The 16,807-nt window shown below is 55.2% G+C and carries 18 protein-coding genes and 1 pseudogene; 2 read left to right on the top strand and 17 right to left on the bottom strand.

Translation table 11 applies throughout. The features are described 5' to 3' along the window. Positions 1 to 223: 223 nt before the first annotated feature. Positions 224 to 694: a type IV pilin protein gene (locus LVJ78_RS09770; RefSeq protein ID WP_243650347.1), complete on the top strand. Its 471-nt coding sequence runs from the start codon at positions 224 to 226 to the stop codon at positions 692 to 694. Between the two features lie 460 nt (positions 695 to 1,154). On the opposite strand, the gene clpX is transcribed toward LVJ78_RS09770, so the two are convergent. Continuing rightward, positions 1,155 to 2,456, bottom strand: coding sequence for an ATP-dependent Clp protease ATP-binding subunit ClpX (gene clpX, locus LVJ78_RS09775; protein ID WP_132953923.1), 1,302 nt, complete (start codon positions 2,454 to 2,456; stop codon positions 1,155 to 1,157). Between the two features lie 317 nt (positions 2,457 to 2,773). Between clpX and LVJ78_RS09780 the strand changes: the two genes are divergently transcribed. After that, complete coding sequence (locus LVJ78_RS09780) at positions 2,774 to 3,718, top strand: serine hydrolase (RefSeq protein ID WP_132953922.1); 945 nt, start codon at positions 2,774 to 2,776, stop codon at positions 3,716 to 3,718. A 249-nt stretch (positions 3,719 to 3,967) separates the two neighbouring features. On the opposite strand, the gene hemE is transcribed toward LVJ78_RS09780, so the two are convergent. From hemE to LVJ78_RS09855, 16 genes and pseudogenes are all read right to left on the bottom strand, one after another. Beyond that, positions 3,968 to 5,029 carry a uroporphyrinogen decarboxylase gene (hemE, locus tag LVJ78_RS09785; RefSeq protein ID WP_132953921.1) on the bottom strand — a complete coding sequence of 354 codons (1,062 nt, stop codon included), beginning with the start codon at positions 5,027 to 5,029 and terminating at the stop codon, positions 3,968 to 3,970. A gap of 168 nt (positions 5,030 to 5,197) precedes the next feature. Continuing rightward, positions 5,198 to 5,319, bottom strand: a pseudogene (locus tag LVJ78_RS12530) (IS3 family transposase); the annotation flags it as partial. Between the two features lie 100 nt (positions 5,320 to 5,419). Next, the gene (locus LVJ78_RS09790) at positions 5,420 to 6,865 is read right to left on the bottom strand and encodes a HAMP domain-containing sensor histidine kinase (protein ID WP_132953919.1); all 1,446 of its coding nucleotides are present in this window, start codon (positions 6,863 to 6,865) and stop codon (positions 5,420 to 5,422) included. Between the two features lie 23 nt (positions 6,866 to 6,888). After that, positions 6,889 to 7,566: a response regulator transcription factor gene (locus tag LVJ78_RS09795; protein ID WP_132953918.1), complete on the bottom strand. Its 678-nt coding sequence runs from the start codon at positions 7,564 to 7,566 to the stop codon at positions 6,889 to 6,891. Positions 7,567 to 7,728: 162 nt separating this feature from the next. Then, positions 7,729 to 9,546: a PglL family O-oligosaccharyltransferase gene (locus tag LVJ78_RS09800; RefSeq protein WP_132953917.1), complete on the bottom strand. Its 1,818-nt coding sequence runs from the start codon at positions 9,544 to 9,546 to the stop codon at positions 7,729 to 7,731. After that, a complete protein-coding gene (locus LVJ78_RS09805) occupies positions 9,539 to 9,910 on the bottom strand; it encodes a DUF2069 domain-containing protein (protein WP_132953916.1) in 372 nt (123 codons plus the stop codon). The genes LVJ78_RS09800 and LVJ78_RS09805 overlap by 8 nt, the downstream gene beginning before the upstream one ends. A gap of 117 nt (positions 9,911 to 10,027) precedes the next feature. Beyond that, positions 10,028 to 10,768 (bottom strand): twin-arginine translocase subunit TatC, encoded by a 741-nt coding sequence (gene tatC, locus LVJ78_RS09810; RefSeq protein WP_132953915.1) that lies wholly within the window; start codon positions 10,766 to 10,768, stop codon positions 10,028 to 10,030. A gap of 6 nt (positions 10,769 to 10,774) precedes the next feature. Continuing rightward, positions 10,775 to 11,329 (bottom strand): Sec-independent protein translocase protein TatB, encoded by a 555-nt coding sequence (gene tatB, locus LVJ78_RS09815; protein ID WP_132953914.1) that lies wholly within the window; start codon positions 11,327 to 11,329, stop codon positions 10,775 to 10,777. 2 nt (positions 11,330 to 11,331) lie between these two features. Continuing rightward, positions 11,332 to 11,535, bottom strand: a complete 204-nt coding sequence (tatA, locus tag LVJ78_RS09820) for a Sec-independent protein translocase subunit TatA (RefSeq protein ID WP_132953913.1) — start codon at positions 11,533 to 11,535, stop codon at positions 11,332 to 11,334. A 41-nt stretch (positions 11,536 to 11,576) separates the two neighbouring features. Beyond that, positions 11,577 to 11,900 carry a histidine triad nucleotide-binding protein gene (locus LVJ78_RS09825; protein ID WP_132953912.1) on the bottom strand — a complete coding sequence of 108 codons (324 nt, stop codon included), beginning with the start codon at positions 11,898 to 11,900 and terminating at the stop codon, positions 11,577 to 11,579. 85 nt (positions 11,901 to 11,985) lie between these two features. Further along, on the bottom strand, positions 11,986 to 12,306 hold the full coding sequence (locus LVJ78_RS09830; RefSeq protein WP_132953911.1) for a phosphoribosyl-ATP diphosphatase: 321 nt from the start codon (positions 12,304 to 12,306) through the stop codon (positions 11,986 to 11,988). A gap of 64 nt (positions 12,307 to 12,370) precedes the next feature. Further along, positions 12,371 to 13,135, bottom strand: coding sequence for an RsiV family protein (locus tag LVJ78_RS09835; protein WP_132953910.1), 765 nt, complete (start codon positions 13,133 to 13,135; stop codon positions 12,371 to 12,373). A 41-nt stretch (positions 13,136 to 13,176) separates the two neighbouring features. Then, on the bottom strand, positions 13,177 to 13,578 hold the full coding sequence (gene hisI, locus LVJ78_RS09840) for a phosphoribosyl-AMP cyclohydrolase (protein WP_132953909.1): 402 nt from the start codon (positions 13,576 to 13,578) through the stop codon (positions 13,177 to 13,179). Between the two features lie 23 nt (positions 13,579 to 13,601). Further along, positions 13,602 to 15,092: an amidase gene (locus LVJ78_RS09845; protein WP_132953908.1), complete on the bottom strand. Its 1,491-nt coding sequence runs from the start codon at positions 15,090 to 15,092 to the stop codon at positions 13,602 to 13,604. 64 nt (positions 15,093 to 15,156) lie between these two features. Further along, the gene (locus LVJ78_RS09850; protein WP_132953907.1) at positions 15,157 to 15,915 is read right to left on the bottom strand and encodes a sulfite exporter TauE/SafE family protein; all 759 of its coding nucleotides are present in this window, start codon (positions 15,913 to 15,915) and stop codon (positions 15,157 to 15,159) included. A 142-nt stretch (positions 15,916 to 16,057) separates the two neighbouring features. Continuing rightward, on the bottom strand, positions 16,058 to 16,657 hold the full coding sequence (locus LVJ78_RS09855) for a hypothetical protein (RefSeq protein WP_132953906.1): 600 nt from the start codon (positions 16,655 to 16,657) through the stop codon (positions 16,058 to 16,060). Positions 16,658 to 16,807 lie beyond the last annotated feature (150 nt).

Consider the following 16,807-nt stretch of genomic DNA (forward strand, 5'->3'; position numbering starts at 1 on the left):
AAACCTTTCAGACGGCCTTTTATTGTGGATTAAATTTGAATCAAGACAAGGCGGCGAGCCAACGCAGTATTGATTCAAATTTAATCCACTATATTATTCATGCCATCGCACTGCACCACACATCACAGCGACAACTTTTCAGCATAAACACACCTTCTTTACACATTCATTTTTCACCCGCATAATACCCAAAGTTATATTCACAATAAAATCAAAGGGGAATATGATGTTTACCGCGCCTTCATCCGGCGGCTTCACGCTGCCGCAACTCTTGCTCACCCTGATCGTGATGGCCATTCTGCTTGCCATCAGCCTGCCCGCCTATCAAAACCATGTGCGCAAAAGCAAGCTTCAGCAAGCCAGAAGCGCTCTGATGGAAAACGCCCAATTTATGGAGCGCTTTTACCAGCAACACAAAACCTTCAAACAAACCTCCACCACCTGGCCGGCTCTGCCGCTCACCGCCACCGCCGATTTCTGCATCCGCCCGCAAGGCCTGGCCCGCGGCGCGCTTGATGGCAAATTCACACTCAAGGCCGTAGCCTTCGACAAAAACCGCGAGCCGCGCACGCTGAAAATCAACGAATCGCTCAACACCTTTATCTGTGAAACCACCACCAGCACTTGCGAAGACGAACACACTTACTTTCGCGGCGACAACCGGGTAGACAAAACCTGCACGGTGTTCCGCTAAGCAACAGCCGATTATATAAAGTTATCAAGAAGCCCGAGATTCACATTCCGCCAGCCTGCTCAAGTCGCAGCAAGTGTATAGACGCACACGGCAGGCACGAGCATGCCAGATACAGCTTGGCAGATTCGGGCTCAAGCATTTTCAGACGGCCTTTCATATGCCTGCGGTTAAACCTGCTACTGTGTAAACCTGAGTTATACCCATTCAAAAAAAATAATATACAAACAGGCAGCCTGTAGGTCGGATTCTCGAATCCGACACTTGTTCGCAGAACAAGGCACGCACATCGCTTTGGCCGTTGGCCAAACGTCGGATTCAAGAATCCGACCTACGCGGATGATGCTGCCGAACTGCTTTTATTTTGTAAGGTTATTTTTTCGAATGGGCATTAACAAAGAAAGGCCGTCTGAAAGTCTACACTTTCAGACGGCCTTTTTAATGGCAAAGCCTATTCAAACCATCAAGCCGCCGGCCTTTTGGCCGCTTTTTTAACCGCCTTGGTTTCAGTTTCACCGGCCTGATAAAGGCTACCATCGGCTTTGAGCAGCTTGGGCGCCACGCCGCGCTCAATCACCTGCTCGTTAATCACCACTTTTTTCACGTCTTTCAAATCCGGCAATTGATACATAGTATCGAGCAGGCTGCGTTCCACAATCGAGCGCAGGCCGCGTGCGCCGGTTTTGCGCTCCATCGCCAGCTTGGCAATACTGTGCAACGCCGAAGGCAGAATTTCCAGCTCCACGCCTTCCATCGCAAACAAAGCCTGATATTGTTTCACCAAGGCATTTTTCGGCTCGGTGAGGATATTGATCAGCGCTTCTTCGTCCAATTCAGCCAAAGTGGCAATCACCGGCAGGCGGCCGATCAGCTCGGGAATCAGGCCGAATTTAATCAAGTCTTCCGGCTCCACCGTTTCAAACAGCTCGGAAATATTGATGTTTTCATCTTTGCTGCTCACCACCGCACCAAAGCCGATGCCGCCTTTTTCCGTGCGCTGGCGGATCACTTTTTCCAGCCCGGCAAACGCGCCGCCGCAGATAAACAGGATATTGGTGGTGTCGACATTGATAAATTCCTGGTTCGGGTGCTTGCGCCCGCCTTGCGGCGGCACCGAAGCCACCGTGCCTTCAACCAGCTTCAGCAAAGCCTGTTGCACACCCTCGCCCGACACATCGCGGGTGATCGAAGGATTGTCGCTTTTACGTGAAATTTTGTCGATTTCATCGATATACACAATGCCGCGTTGGGCTTTTTCCACATCGAAATCGCACTTGCTCAAAAGCTTGGTGATGATTTGCTCCACATCTTCACCCACATAGCCTGCCTCGGTGAGCGTGGTGGCATCGGCCATCACAAAAGGCACATCCAGCTTGCGCGCCAGCGATTGCGCCAACAGCGTTTTGCCCGAGCCGGTGGGGCCTATCAGCAGAATATTGCTTTTTGAAAGCTCCACTCTGTCGCCGCTTTTCGGGTGACGCAGGCGCTTGTAGTGGTTATACACCGCCACCGCTAAGGCTTTTTTCGCCTGCTCTTGGCCGATAACGTGCTCGTTGAGGTTGGACACGATTTCGGCAGGCGTGGGCAGCTTGCCGGCGTCGGCCGCATCTTGCGCTTCATCGGCATCATCAAATTGGCCTTGCAGCATCACGCCGCAGGTTTCCACACATTCGTTGCAAATGAAAGCATGCTCGCCTTCAATCAAATTTTTCACTTCATGCTCTTGCTTGCCACAAAAAGAGCAACTGCGTTTTTCGTCAGACATATTTCCGATTCGCCATTCAATGCAGGCTCGCGCCCGCCAAAACGCCTAGTATAATAAGTATCCGCCCGATTATCAAACCGGCGGCTGTTGTTTGGCGCTTTATTCTTAACTTTTCAGACGGCCTTATGCCCTTATCCGCAACAAACTACCAAACTATATGCAAACAAACGAAAAAAATTTTCCACAATGCTTTACAAGCAAGTTAAATTTCACCACAATGAATTACATACTTATTTTTATGCGACCGATAAGCCTTTCAGCGTACGCATTTTTCCGCACCGTCTTTTTCAAAACCCTCTCTGCCGGAAACCGACATCATGACCATTACCCGTATCAGCAAAAAAATCATGGCCGCCTGCCTCGGCTTGGGGCTGCTTGCCAGCCTGCCCGCCGCCGCCGACGATTTGGATGTATTGGGTCAATTCTTGGAGCAAAATTTTCCCACCCAGGATGATCCTTTAGGCGCATTCGCCCTGCAAAACCCCGCCGGCCAAATTGAAGCGCAAGCCGCCATGGCAGGCCCCCTGCTCACTTCGCAATCGGCGCTTATCGTCAACAACCGCACCGGCGAAGTGCTTTTCCAGAAAAACCCCAACCGCGTGATGCCGATTGCCTCGATTTCCAAGCTGATGTCGGCCATTGTGGTGCTGGATGCCGGCCAAAACATGAATGAGCGCATCACCATCACCGATGCGGAAATCGACCGCCTCAAAGGCACCGGCAGCCGCCTTTCCATCGGCACCACACTCACGCGCAGCGAATTGCTGCACTTGAGCCTGATGAGCAGCGAAAACCGCGCCACCCATGCGCTCGGCCGCAATTATCCGGGTGGCATGAGTGCTTTTGTTGAGGCGATGAACCGCAAAGCGCAGAGCCTGGGCATGAGCAATTCACGCTTTTACGAGCCCACCGGCTTGGATTTCCGCAATGTGTCCACCGCCAGCGATTTGAACAAGCTCGTGCAGGCCGCCAGCCGCTACCCGCTGATCAGCCGCAACAGCACCTCGAATTACGGCTCGGTTTACACCAGCAACGGCCGCCAGCAAAGCTATAAAAATTCCAATGCCTTGGTGCGCGAAGGCGGCTGGAATATCGAGCTGCAAAAAACGGGCTACATCCGCGAAGCCGGCCGCTCGATGGTGGTGAAAGCCAGCGTGCAAAATCAGCCGGTCACCATTGTGTTGCTCAACTCGCCCTCTTCGCTCAGCCGCGTAAACGATGCGCGCAAAATCGAATCGTGGATGTTGCAACGCCCCTCTTGATATTGCTTTGCCATCATCAAACAGGCCGTCTGAAAGCTTTCAGACGGCCTGTTTTGTTTTATACCAATTCTAAAAAAATAACCTTACAAAATAAAAGCAGTTCGGCAGCATCATCCGCGTAGTTTGGCCAACGGCCAAAGCGATGTGCGTGCCTTGTTCTGCGAACAAGTGTCGGATTCGAGAATCCGACCTACAGGCTGCCTGTTTGTATATTATTTTTTTGAATGGGTATTAGATGAATATCGGTGTTTAACGGTGATAAGGGCGCGACAATTCATGCACCGCATCCACCAAAATTTTGGCATGCTCGGGATCGGCATGCTGGTTGATGCCGTGGCCGAGGTTGAACACATGGCCGCTGCCCTCGCCATAAGCCGCCAGAATGCGCGCGGTTTCGGCGCGTATGCTATCAGGTGTGCCAAACAGCGCAAACGGGTCGAAATTGCCTTGCAGCGCCACTTGGCTGCCCACGCGGCTGCGCGCCTGGCCGATGTTGCACGTCCAATCGAGGCCGAGCGCATCGGCGCCGATGGCGGCCATTTGCTCCAGCCACAAGCCGCCGCCTTTGGTGAACACAATCACCGGCACGCGGCGGCCTTCGTTTTCGCGCTTCAAGCCGCTGATAATCTGCTGCATATAGTGCAGGCTGAATTCGGCAAACGCCGCATCGCTGAGCACGCCGCCCCAAGTGTCGAAAATCTGCACCGCTTGTGCACCGGCATCGATTTGCGCATTCAGATAAGCCGTAACGGCCTGCGCATTCACGTCCAAAATTTTGTGCAGCAAATCGGGGCGCGCATACATCATACTTTTAATGGTGCGAAATTCCTTGCTGCTGCCGCCTTCCACCATATAGCAGGCCAGCGTAAACGGGCTGCCGGAAAAACCGATCAGCGGCACGCGGCCATCAAGCGCGCTGCGGATAGAAGCCACCGCATCAAACACATAGCGCAGCTTCACCATATCGGGCACTTCCAGTTTGGCGATATCGGCCTCGTGCTGCAACACCCGTTCAAATTTAGGCCCCTCACCCTCGGCGAAATAGAGGCCCAGCCCCATGGCATCGGGCACGGTGAGGATGTCGGAAAACAAAATCGCCGCGTCCAAATCGAAGCGCTCCAGCGGCTGGATGGTTACTTCCGTGGCCAATTCGGTGTTTTTGCACAAATCGAGAAAGCTGCCCGCTTGCGCGCGGGTGGCTTTGTATTCAGGCAGATAGCGGCCGGCCTGGCGCATCATCCACACCGGCGTGTATTCCACCGGCTCTTTTAACAATGCGCGCAAAAAAGTGTCGTTTTTCAAGGCAGTCATATTCGGTTTTCCGTCTGTTTGGTTCAGCGCGCATCATAGCATAATCGCCGGCAGGGCGATGGCGCTATATGGGTTTAAATCGTGTTGCGATAGCTAACAAGAGGCCGTCTGAAAATATGAACTGCCCCGCAATCTTGGGCATTTTTAAGCCACTGAATCCATCATTTTTCAAGCAGCGGTTGCAAACTGGGTGCTGTATGCCACAGGATTCAGTTTTTCAATTTCAAACTCAATCTTTCATGGTTGTAGTAGCGGATATACTCGTGTATTTCCGCTTCCAATGCTTCTATCGAAGCAAATGTCCGGTTATGGATTGGATGGGGGGAAGGGGCCAACTTTTGAGGTGCAGTTCAAGTTTCAGACGGCCTCAAATGTTTGTGCACACGCTTATTACTCAGGCTCGGTTTCTTTCTCTTTGGCCTCGGCATTTTTCGCCTCTTTCGCTTCCAAGCCTTTGAGCGGCTTGGTTTTGGGCAGGCTGATGCGCATTCTCAAACCGTTGGGCTGTAGGTTTTCGGCGATGATTTTGCCGCCGTGCTGGCCGACAATGTGCTTGGTCAAGGCCAACCCCAAGCCGGTGCCGGGCTTGTGGGCGCTGCTGTCGGCGCGGTAAAACGCGGTGAAAATATGCGGTAGCTGCGATTCGTCCACGCCCGGGCCGTTGTCGGCAATATCAATCAGCCAATGGCGCGCATCCTGCCCCAGGCTCACTTGAATGGTGCTGCCCTCGGGGCTGTAGGCCATGGCATTGCGAATCACATTATCAAAAGCGCGGTAGAGATAACTTTCGTTGGCCATCAGGCAGGCATCTTCCTGCATTTTCGGGGCAATCACCAGGCTCACCCGCTGGTGGTTTTGCTCGGCGATGCTTTGGCAGTCTTCCACCAATTGGCGCAGCAGCGGCAGCAGCTTGAGGCGGTCTTTTTCCATCTGCACATGAGCGGTTTCCAGCCTCGACAAGGTGAGTAATTCGCCCACCAGCGCATCCATGCGCGTGAGCTCGCTTTCGAGCCGCTGCAAATATTGCTCCTGCTTTTGCGGCTGCGCCTGAATCAGCCCCACAATCGCCTGCATGCGCGCCAAGGGCGAGCGCATTTCGTGCGACACATGGTGCAGCAGGTGGCGCTCTTTTTCCACCAGTTTTTGCAGCTGCTGCGCCATTTTGTCAAACTGCAAAGCCAGATTGGAAAGCTCGTCGTCGCGGTCGTCCACTTGCTGGGAAATGCGCGTTTCCAAATCGCCCGAAGCCAAGCGGCTCATGCCGCGATCGAGAATGCGAATGGGCTTGGTGATGTTGTTGGCCAAAATATAGGCCAACAAAAGCCCCACCAAAATGATAAAGGTCAGAATAATGAATTCATGCCAAATCGGCGCCAATTGCAGGCCGGGAATAAACAGCGGGCTGGGCGGACGCTGAATTTGCGGGTTGTTCCAGCCGCGGATGAAAAACAGATATTCTTCGCCCCAGCGGTCGAATTCGATATGCGCCAGCTGGGAATGGGGATTATCGAGTGCAAAAAAGCGGGCGGCTTCAATCAGGCGCGGGTCGATCGGGCGGTTGAGAATATCTTTTTTATTGTCGCCGGTAATCACATACACGTTTTGGGCAACCGGATTGTCTTTCCATTCCACCAAAATTTCGCGCGCACCCTGCTCGCCGCGTACGTTAAAGGCCGACACAATGCTGCCCAGCAGCGTGGTTTCGATGGTGCGCTGCTGCTGGAAATGGTTTTCGGCTATGGTGTTTTGCACCAGCCAGAAAGAAAAACTCGCCACGAATATGGCGCAGATAATCACGGCGCAAAACGTGGCGAAGATGCGTTGAAACAGTTTCATTTTTTAGCAGGCTGTTTTCAAAATCAGTTTTTCACAAACAAATAGCCCAAACCGCGCACGGTTTGAATCAGCGAGGCATCGCCCAGCTTGTGGCGAATGCTGGAAATATGCACATCAATGCTGCGGTCGAATTTGGCCAGCTTGCGGTCGAGCGCTTCAATCGAGAGCGTTTCCTTGCTCACCACTTGGCCGGCATGGCGCATCAACACTTCAAGCAAGTTGAATTCGGTGCTGGTCAATTCCAGCGGCGCTTCGCCGATGGTGGCCTGGCGCTTGGCCGGATAAAGGGTGACATTGCTCACGGCAATGCTGTTGGGACTGTTGTTTTGCTCGCCCGATTGTTGGGCGCGGCGCAAAATGGCGTTGATGCGCGCCAGCAATTCGCGCGGGGTGCAGGGCTTGGGCACATAATCGTCGGCACCCATTTCCAGGCCGATAATGCGGTCGATATCATCGCCTTTGGCGGTAAGCATAATCACCGGCACGGTGCTTTGGCTGCGCACGTTTTTCAGCACGTCCAAACCGTTCATTTTCGGCATCATCGAATCCAGCACCACCACATCATACTGGCCCGACAGGATTTCCTGCACACCGGCCTCGCCATCAGGCACGCTGTGTACATCAAGGCCTTCGGCAGAGAGGTATTCGGTCAGCAGTTCGGTTAACAGGGCGTCATCATCAACCAGCAATACGCGACTCATGGTTTATCCTTTAGATTTATCTTGTTTTGGTGCGCCCGCACAAATGCTCAGGTATGCGGAACGCGTCAATCTTAACATGCAATCTGTGCTTGTATATAGCGTGTTTTTGCTTTTGCGCGTTTTTGCAATGAATGTAAAGGCATTTACATTCCGATTAAACGCTCAGGGCTTCACCGCCGTGCATGGTTTGGTTTCGGCACGGCTTTGGGCAAAAGCGCGGCAATTTTCAGCCACTTGGGCGCGCAAGCTGTGGAAATACGGCGAAGCATAAATGCGCTCGCTGTAGAGCGGCAGCATATAGGGGTAGTATTCATAAGTTTTTTGCAGCCACTCGGCCGCTTCTTTCGCTTGCCCGCTGCGCTGCTGATACAAGCCCACTTGGTAAGTGTTGGCATAAGGGCGGAAATACAAGGCTTGAAGAGCCGCTTCTTCTGCCCACGGCTGCACCATCGGGTCGGCAGGATTGGCACGGCGGGTGAGCGATAGTTGCGCATAATAGCGCAGCAGAGGCTCGGTTTCGGCGATTTTCAGCAAGCCTTCGGTTTTCTGCACGATGGTGGCGGCGCTGTCGTTTTTGCCCTGTACGCTAAATGCGGTCAAATCGTGATACACCCAAGCCAAGCGCAGCAAACCCGTAATCAGCAGCAGCGCCAGCACACCGCCGCCCAAGCGCTGCCAGCGGCTATCGACGGCGGCGGCTTCATCACGCACATCGGCAGGCGACAGGCTCATCATCAGCGCGAAAGGCACCAAAAAGTAAACATACCACAAGGGATATTCCAACAGGCTGTGGCACAACGACACCGTCATCATCGCCAGCAGCACCAGCGATGCATCACCGGCAGGCCGTCTGAACAGGCGGCCGATGGCGGCCAGATAGCCCAACCCCGCCAGCGCTGTGCCGGCAATGCCGGTTTCGGCCAGCAATTGCAACACGATATTGTGCGAATGGGTAAACAGCACATTCAGTTGATTATTACTATAAACCTGCTGCGGAAACGGATGGGTTAAAAAGCCCTGCAAAGCATAGCTGCCCCAACCGTGCCCCCACAACGGTGCGGCCAAAAAGATTTGCCAGGCCTTGCGCCATTCGATATCGCGCGCCGACATGGCAAAGCCGCTGGCTTCCACGCGATCTAAAGCCGTATCGTATTGCACATCCGTAAACCAGCCCAAAGCGGCATTGAGCGCAAACTGCATCAGCACCGTCATCAACAGCGCAAACGCCGTAATCCACACCATGCGCCGCGCCGATGCACCTGCACGCCAACGCCACAGCGGCAGCAGCAGCGCAACGGCCAGCACATAAGTAAAGATAGTGCGCGAATTCACGAGCGCCAGCACCGCTGTGAGCGCCAACACCGCCAAGCAGCCCAGCCAGCCTTGCAGCCGCCGCTGCGACCACAAATAAGCCGCAGCGAGCACGCCCCACATCAAATAATGCCCCAAATGGTTGCGCTGGCCGAGCTGGCCGCTCACCTCGCGCAAACCGCGATAAGCCACCACGCCGCGCAAAGGTTCCCACGATGCCAGCCCGGTAAACTGCATCAGCGCCACCACAGCCTGCAAGAGCGCGCCGAGCAGCAAAACCCACGCCAACACCGCCACCACCCGCTCCTGCCCCAAGGCCGCCACCCAGCCGCGGCACGCCCAAACGGTGAGCGCCAATATCACAAAAGTCCACACCGCCAAATCGCTGAAACCCGGGTAGACAAGCTCCATCAGCCGGGCTTGCAGCCACAATCCGGCCGCCAGCAGCAGAAAATACAGGCCGGCGGCAGGCAAACGCACGTTCAAACGGCCATAAAAAGCGCTGAGCAACACCAACACCAAGGCCGCGAGCAAAGCGCCGGCCTCCAGAAAAAAGCTCGATAAAGGCCCCACCCGGTAGAGCGATAAAAACGGCGCCACCGCCATCAGCCAAAAGCAAAACCACAGCGGCCAATCTGTCGCACTGCTGCTTGAATGTTGTTTAAACATGCGCCGCCGCCTTTCTGCTTTGTTTCACAAAAACCAAACAGGCCACAAACAGCACCGTGCTGCACAGCAAGGCTGCCGCCGCGCACCAGCGGCTGGCCGCACCAGCGTCAAACAAGCGCATCACCGCTTCGGCAAAATAGGCCAGCACCAAAAGGCAGGTCCATTGATAAGTATAGACCTTGCCCTTGAGTATGCCCGCCAGCGGCAGGCATAAAGGCAAGGCTTTGAGCGCCAGCCATGAGCCGCCCGGGCGCAACGGCGCGAGCCATAATTCCCATGCCAGGCTCACCGCAATCAGGCCGGCCAGGCTGGCAACGGCCGCGGTGTACGACCAATGTTGTTTGGAAGAAGTCGGATTTGTCATTTGATAAATACAGGCCGTCTGAACGATTTCATTCAGACGGCCTGAAAGAAAATAAGTTTAAAATCACCACATCAGGCCGTCTGAAAGCCTTATTGATTTTCAGACGGCCTGCACATTTCATTCATCCCGCACACGCGGGCGGATAAAGCGGCAAAACCACAGCCCCGCTTCATAAAGCACAATCAGCGGCACCGCCAGCAACACTTGCGAAATCACATCGGGCGGCGTAATCACGGCGGCCAGCACAAAAGCGCCCACAATCACATAAGGCCGCGCCAGGCGCAATTGCGCCAGCGACACCACGCCCATGCGGTTGAGCAGCACCACCACCACCGGCACCTCGAAAGTAGCGCCGAAAGCCACAAACATGCCGAGAATAAACGACAGGTATTTGTCGATATCGGTGGCCATGTTCACACCCACCGGCGTCACACCGGCGAGAAATTTAAACACCAGCGGAAACACCAGAAAATAAGCAAACGCCATGCCGGCAAAAAACAGCAACACGCTCGAGAGCACCAGCGGCATCACCAAGCGCTTTTCATTTTGATAAAGCGCCGGCGCGATAAACGCCCATACCTGATAAAGTGTGTGCGGCAGCGACAGCAAAAAAGCCGCCATCAGCGTTACCTTCACCGGCACGAAAAAAGGCGCGATCACATCGGTGGCAATCATGCTGGTGCCCGCCGGCAGCGTGGCCATCAGAGGCTGCGCCACAAAAGTGTAGAGCTGCTGCGCAAACGGCATCAAGGCCAGAAAACACAGCAACAAGCCGCCTATCGTCCACATCAGGCGGCGGCGCAGCTCCAGCAAATGCTCGATCAGCGGCTGGGCGGTTTGTTGGGTTTCTTCAGACACGTTGACTCACTTCTTGCGCGCGCGCAGCTGAGGTTGGGGTCGGAAACGCGGGCGCATGTCGCGCTTGCGCCGCATGGCCTGCTGGCGCAACGAGGCCGTCTGAAAACCGTGCGCGGCGGCAGTCGGCTTTTCAGACGGCATCAAATATTGCTGCCAAGCGGCGTCTTGCGCACTTTGTGTGTTTTGCGCCAGCGGCTTTCCCTGCTCATCCACACCGAAATCGGCCGGCGTGCGCTGCTCGGGCAAGCGCTCCCATGCGGGGCGTTTATCGGGCGAGAGGCCGTCTGAAATATCGTGCAAATCGCTTTGTGCCTGTGCGCCTATACCGGCAATTTCATCGCGCACCGAATGCGCCGTGGCCTCGAATTCATCTTTGGCACGGCGCAATTCATCCATTTCGAGCTGGCTGCTTAATTCCTGCTTGACGCTGCCCACCATGCGCTGCACGCGCCCGACCAATTGGCCGGCCATGCGCGCCGCTTTGGGCAGCCGCTCGGGGCCGAGCACCACCAGCGCAATCACGCCGATCAGCAAAAGCTCGCTGAAACCGAAATCAAACATATTCAGGCCGGTTTGTTGTCGTCTTTGTCTTTTTCGTGCTCAATCACGTCTTTTTTGGCTTTTTCGTCGCTCTCATTGAGGCCTTGCTTGAAATCGTGCACCGCGCCGCCGAGATCTTTGCCGACATTGCGCAGTTTTTTCGTGCCGAACACCAGCACCACAATCACCAACACAATCACCCAATGCCAAATGGAAAAGCTGCCCATGATGTTATCCTTTTATCGAAAATGGTTTCAGACGGCCTGATTCAGGCAGGCCGGCCGAGAATATGAATATGCAGGTGAAACACTTCCTGCCCGCCGCCTTTGCCGGTGTTGATCTGCGTTTTGAAGCCGTGCGTCAAGCCGTTTGCCGCGGCGATTTGCGGCACTTTCAGCATCATTTCCGCCACCAAAGCCGCATCGCCGCCCTCAAGGTGCGCCAGCGAATCGATGTGTTTTTTCGGAATCAGCAGCAAATGCACGGGTGCAGAAGGATTGATGTCTTTGAAACACAACATATTTTCATCTTCATACACCACGCCGGCGGGAATCTGCTTAGCGGCAATTTTGCAGAAAATACAATCGCTCATTTTATTCTCCAAAGGGCGGCCATCTGAAAAGCACAAACCGCGTTCAGACGGCCTCAATAGTTTGCGAGGCAGATTCTAATACACTTCAGCCCTCTTGTCGCGCCGCCTTTTCGGCCAGCCCCGACAAACCCTGGCGGCGCGCCAGCTCGGCCACCACCGCTTCCACGCGCAAGCCGTGATGCGCGAGCAGCACCATGGTGTGAAACCACAAATCGGCCGCTTCGTAAATCAAATGTTCGCCGCCGCCGTCTTTCGAGGCCATCAGCACTTCGCCGGCTTCTTCAATCACTTTTTTCAGAATTTTGTCTTCACCTTTGTGCAAAAGCTGCGCCACATAAGAGCTTTCGGGCTCGGTGCCTTTGCGGCTGTCGATCACATTCTGAATTTGGCTCAATACTTCGTTCATGTTTCCCACCTGTTTTCAGACGGCCTGTTGCACCGCCCCGTTAAATCCTGCCGCCCAACAGCCTTTATTGCGGCAACCACCGCTGCTGCACCAGCCCGCGCGCTTCATGATAAGGTAAGAGCAAATCCACCTGTCCGAAGGCATAAGGGCCGATGGCATAAGGCGGAAAGCTGAACACAATGCCGTTGGCAGCGAAGGTAAAATTATCGGGCGCGGCAAACGATTGCTGGATTTCGCTTGCCCAATCGCGCATAAATTCACGCCGTTGCGCTTCATCCAAATCGCGCATCGCATCGTGTTGGCGGTAGATTTCGGTCAGCTTGGCGGCCAAGGCTGCCTGAGCGCCCGGCTGCACCACATCTTGCACGCTGATTTTTTTACCGGCGGCCAAATCGAAATTGCTGTAGGTAGTGCTGCCATAGCCGTGTGCACCGCCGGTGTAGCTATAGCCTTCTTCTTGAAACATTGCCACCGCGCCGCGCTGGCCGATATAGTTTTGGCGGTACATCAGCTCGATTTGCGAGCTGGCCGCATCGGCCGGGTAATCCTGTAACTCGGCGCGCGTGTTGCGCACCGCTTCGGCGGCGTTGAGCGGAATGTCTTTTTCAACCATCAGCTGCTGCAATTGCTGGTTGAGCCAAGGCAGATTGGTTTCCAGGCGGGCAACATTCAAATCGTAGCAACGGCTGTCGCCTTTGGCGAGGCAGCCTTTCTCTTTAATCAGGGAAACGGCTTTGGCCGACACCACATCAGGATCTGTGCCTTGCAACGAAACGGTTTGGCAGCCGCCCAACACCAGCGCGCATGCCGCAATCATCAAAGCTTTCATTTTATTTCTCCGATTGGATTACTGTTTTTCAGACGGCCTGTTCAACCATGCGTGTGGCCGTAAATCTCTTGCTCGTTTTTCAACACCGCATCCACGATATGCCATGCGCCATCGCGCCACACGCGGTAAAAACAGCTTTCGCGGCCGGTGTGGCAGGCAATGCCGCCGGCTTGCTCAATCAGCATAATCACCGCATCGCCGTCGCAATCAAGGCGCAATTCGTGCACTTTTTGGGTGTGGCCCGATTCTTCGCCCTTCATCCACTGCTTTTGGCGCGAGCGGCTGTAGTAGTGGGCAAAGCCGGTGGCAGCGGTTTGCTGCAAAGCTTCGGCATTCATCCACGCCACCATCAGCACGCGCAAGGTTTGCGCATCTTGGGCAATGGCGCACACCAGCCCTTTTTCATCAAATTTCACATCTGCCAATAAAGCGTTTTCATTCATTTTCTTGTTCCTTTGCCCGCCTTTTAAAGCGGCGGCTGCCTGAGCGCCCACGGCTGGATTTGCTCCAGCTCGGCCGCCAATTGTAGCAGCAATTGCTCGTTGCCGTGCGCGGCGGCAAATTGCGTGCCCACCGGCAGGCGGTTTTCATGCCAATAAAGCGGCACGCTCATGGCCGGCTGGCCGCTCATATTAAACGGCGCGGTGAAGCCCACATATTGCAAGGCTTTGAGGCTTTGCTGCTCCACCAGCGGATTGTGTGCCATCAGCCAGCCCAAATCCATCTTGCCCAACAGCAGGTTGCTCATGCGCAGCTGCTCTTGCGGCGGCGCCAGCTCACCCGTTTTGGGTGTGATGCGCGGACACACGGGCGTGACCAGCACATCATAGCGGCGGTGGAATTCGGCAGCCGCCCGCCGCTGCGCCAGCACCACTTCACGCGCCCACAAGGCTTCCACCGCGCGCAGGCGGCTGCCGTAAACCATCAGCGACCAAGTGGCCGGCTCCACTTCCTGATAGCCCGGCTTTCGGCCGGAAAGTTGCTCGAAACGCAGGCGGGTTTTGGCCGCTTCGGTGGCCACCAGCACCAGCATCGCACGCGCTAAAGTGTCGGCATCGGCAAAAGCCGGCGCGGCTTCTTCCAGCTCGTGGCCGGCATCGGCCAGCAATTTCAGGCTGTGGGCAAACGCGTTTTTGGTGGCGTCATCAATCTTGCCGCCCAGCCAAGGCTGCACGCAATAGGCGATTTTCAAGCGGCGCAAAGGCTGCTTGAGGCCGTCTGAAAACGAAACTGCCGGCGTGTTGCAGGCATAAAGCGCATAAGGCTGTGTTTGCGCGGCGATGTCGAGCAGCAAAGCGCTGTCGCGCACGCTGCGGGTGAGCGCGTGTTCGCACACCATGCCCTGCCAACCTTCGTCCAACAAAGGGCCGCTGTCCACGCGGCCGCGGCTCGGCTTTAAGCCGAACAAGCCGCAATTGTGCGCGGGAATGCGTATCGAGCCGCCGCCGTCGCTGCCGTGCGCCGCCGGTATCACGCCGGCGGCCACCGCCGCGGCCGCGCCGCCGCTGCTGCCGCCGGGGGTGTGCGCAGCATCCCACGGATTGCGGGTGATGCCGTGTTGCTCGCTTTCCGTGTAGGGCATCAGCCCCCATTCGGGCACGGTGGTTTTGGCAAACACACGCAAGCCGGCGCGCTCATAAGCATCCACCAAATGGCTGTTGCGCGCGGCAATGTGCGTACGCATCATGCGCGAGCCCGATAAAGTGGGCACGCCGCGCCAATCGGCCAGCAAATCTTTCAGGGCAAACGGCACACCGGCCAGCGGCGCTGCTTCAGACGGCATCTGCCAAGCCAAAGCACGCTTGCGGCAATCTTGCGCAGCCAATTGCAGCAAAGGGTTTACCTCATCCAGCCGCGCAAGCGCCGCCTGCAACACTTCATCCGCGCTCACTGCGCCAGTGCGGATCAGTTCGGCAAGCCCAATGGCGTCATATTGGCAGTATTCTTGAAACTGCATGGCTGCTCCCCCTTTATCAACAAAGCTTGTCAACAGCGTTCAGATGGCCTGAATATTTTTGAAATCAATTGATTAAGGCCATCACCACCGCCACCAAAGTCATCACAAACAAAATCCAGCGCAGCGTGTTTGGCTTGAGCTTCACCGTGGTTTTCACGCCGATTTTGGCACCGATAATGCTACCGGCGGCCAGCACCAGGCCGATATCCCACCACACTTGCCCGCGCCATATAAACACCGCCAGCGACACCAGCGTGAAGCCGAGGGTGCAGCACACTTTGAGCGCATTGGCGCGCACCAGATCATAGCGCAGCATGCCGGCGAGCACCGGCAGCATCACAAAGCCCGCGCCGGCTTGCACAAAGCCGCCATACACGCCCACCAGCCACAAGCCGATACGCGATTTCGGGTTTTCTGCCACCGTAATCGGCAAAGTGCCGCTCGGATGCACCAGCGCCGAGCGTTTGAAAAAAGCAAATGCCGCCACCGACAACATGGTAATCAGCAGCATGGGCTTTAACACCGCCACCGGCGCAAACGAAGCCACTAGCGCACCAAACAGCCCGCCGATTAAGGTCGGCCACAAAATCGCCGGCAAATCCTGCGTCGGCAATTTACCCGCATGGCGGAAACCCTGCAAGCCCGACACCGATTGCAGCAACACGCCCACGCGGTTGCTGCCGTTGGCGATATCGGCCGGCACGCCGAACATCATCAACACCGGCAAAATCAGGTTGGAGCCGCCGCCGGCCATCATATTGATCACCCCCGCTGCCACACCGAGCGCGGCCAGCAAGAGATATTGGTAAACATTTAAATCCATGCGTTTTCTGCTTTCACACCTTCAAAACAGCCCTGCCAAAACAGCCCTGCCGCCGGATAGGCTTGCTGCATTTTGGCATTATACCTATTCGAATCAAAGGCCGTCTGAAAGCTATCCAGTTTCCAATCAGCACCCTTATTTTTTAAATGCTGGTGCGCGGTTTTCGACATTGTTCCGGCATTTGCGCAACCGTTGGATACACATTTTTATCGTCAACTTTGGCGCCAATCTCAAACACATCTACCACACATCCCTTTTCCAACCAGCGAAAAGCCGCTTCATAATCTTTACCGGCTCGGGGCACAAAGCTCACGCCGGTGCGGCAACTTTGATGGCGGCTGTCGGTGGTGGCAGATTTCGAGCCATCCAACACCAACGGTTTGCCGGCCGAAATCACAAATTCCTGATAAGAATCACGAAACACCACGCCCTTATCCTGATTGGCGGCCACGCTGCGCACGGTATCGGGCATACCGACCGTATAATTGCGAATGCGCTTGGGCAAGCCGTTGACCATACGGGTGTGCACGCGTTGAGCTGCCTGCGGTTGCCAATCGGCGCAGCTGCTGTTGCGGTATAGGCGGATTTCCTGATTGCCGTATGCACCATAAAGGCGGATTCGGGCATCGCTTGATGGCTGATACGCTTCCTGCTTGTGCACCAAAGTTGATTTTTGCGCCATAAAGCAACCGGATAAGGCCACAGAAGCAGCGCCGATGATGGCTATCCACCCTATTTTCATAATACCCCCTCTTGCACCAACCCAATAAAGCATTGAAAATAAAAATTAAAATAATAATTCGAATCAAAGGCCGTCTGAAAACCGCGCAGCTTCAACCGGCACGGCTATTTTAAATACCGGTTCGCGGCTTTCAGACGGCCTTTTTTATAC

Origin of the sequence: Uruburuella suis (genome assembly GCF_022870845.1) — a bacterium.
Classification (GTDB): domain Bacteria; phylum Pseudomonadota; class Gammaproteobacteria; order Burkholderiales; family Neisseriaceae; genus Neisseria; species Neisseria suis.

What these genes read in the sequence shown, in the direction of transcription:
- tatA (WP_132953913.1), bottom strand. Translation starts at nt 11,535, where the DNA reads ATGGGCAGCTTTTCCATTTGGCATTGGGTGATTGTGTTGGTGATTGTG.
- LVJ78_RS09825 (WP_132953912.1), bottom strand. Translation starts at nt 11,900, where the DNA reads ATGAGCGATTGTATTTTCTGCAAAATTGCCGCTAAGCAGATTCCCGCC.
- LVJ78_RS09830 (WP_132953911.1), bottom strand. Translation starts at nt 12,306, where the DNA reads ATGAACGAAGTATTGAGCCAAATTCAGAATGTGATCGACAGCCGCAAA.
- LVJ78_RS09850 (WP_132953907.1), bottom strand. Translation starts at nt 15,915, where the DNA reads ATGGATTTAAATGTTTACCAATATCTCTTGCTGGCCGCGCTCGGTGTG.
- clpX (WP_132953923.1), bottom strand. Translation starts at nt 2,456, where the DNA reads ATGTCTGACGAAAAACGCAGTTGCTCTTTTTGTGGCAAGCAAGAGCAT.
- LVJ78_RS09845 (WP_132953908.1), bottom strand. Translation starts at nt 15,092, where the DNA reads ATGCAGTTTCAAGAATACTGCCAATATGACGCCATTGGGCTTGCCGAA.
- hemE (WP_132953921.1), bottom strand. Translation starts at nt 5,029, where the DNA reads ATGACTGCCTTGAAAAACGACACTTTTTTGCGCGCATTGTTAAAAGAG.
- LVJ78_RS09835 (WP_132953910.1), bottom strand. Translation starts at nt 13,135, where the DNA reads ATGAAAGCTTTGATGATTGCGGCATGCGCGCTGGTGTTGGGCGGCTGC.
- LVJ78_RS09790 (WP_132953919.1), bottom strand. Translation starts at nt 6,865, where the DNA reads ATGAAACTGTTTCAACGCATCTTCGCCACGTTTTGCGCCGTGATTATC.
- LVJ78_RS09805 (WP_132953916.1), bottom strand. Translation starts at nt 9,910, where the DNA reads ATGACAAATCCGACTTCTTCCAAACAACATTGGTCGTACACCGCGGCC.
- LVJ78_RS09855 (WP_132953906.1), bottom strand. Translation starts at nt 16,657, where the DNA reads ATGAAAATAGGGTGGATAGCCATCATCGGCGCTGCTTCTGTGGCCTTA.
- tatB (WP_132953914.1), bottom strand. Translation starts at nt 11,329, where the DNA reads ATGTTTGATTTCGGTTTCAGCGAGCTTTTGCTGATCGGCGTGATTGCG.
- hisI (WP_132953909.1), bottom strand. Translation starts at nt 13,578, where the DNA reads ATGAATGAAAACGCTTTATTGGCAGATGTGAAATTTGATGAAAAAGGG.
- LVJ78_RS09795 (WP_132953918.1), bottom strand. Translation starts at nt 7,566, where the DNA reads ATGAGTCGCGTATTGCTGGTTGATGATGACGCCCTGTTAACCGAACTG.
- LVJ78_RS09780 (WP_132953922.1), top strand. Translation starts at nt 2,774, where the DNA reads ATGACCATTACCCGTATCAGCAAAAAAATCATGGCCGCCTGCCTCGGC.
- LVJ78_RS09770 (WP_243650347.1), top strand. Translation starts at nt 224, where the DNA reads ATGATGTTTACCGCGCCTTCATCCGGCGGCTTCACGCTGCCGCAACTC.
- LVJ78_RS09800 (WP_132953917.1), bottom strand. Translation starts at nt 9,546, where the DNA reads ATGTTTAAACAACATTCAAGCAGCAGTGCGACAGATTGGCCGCTGTGG.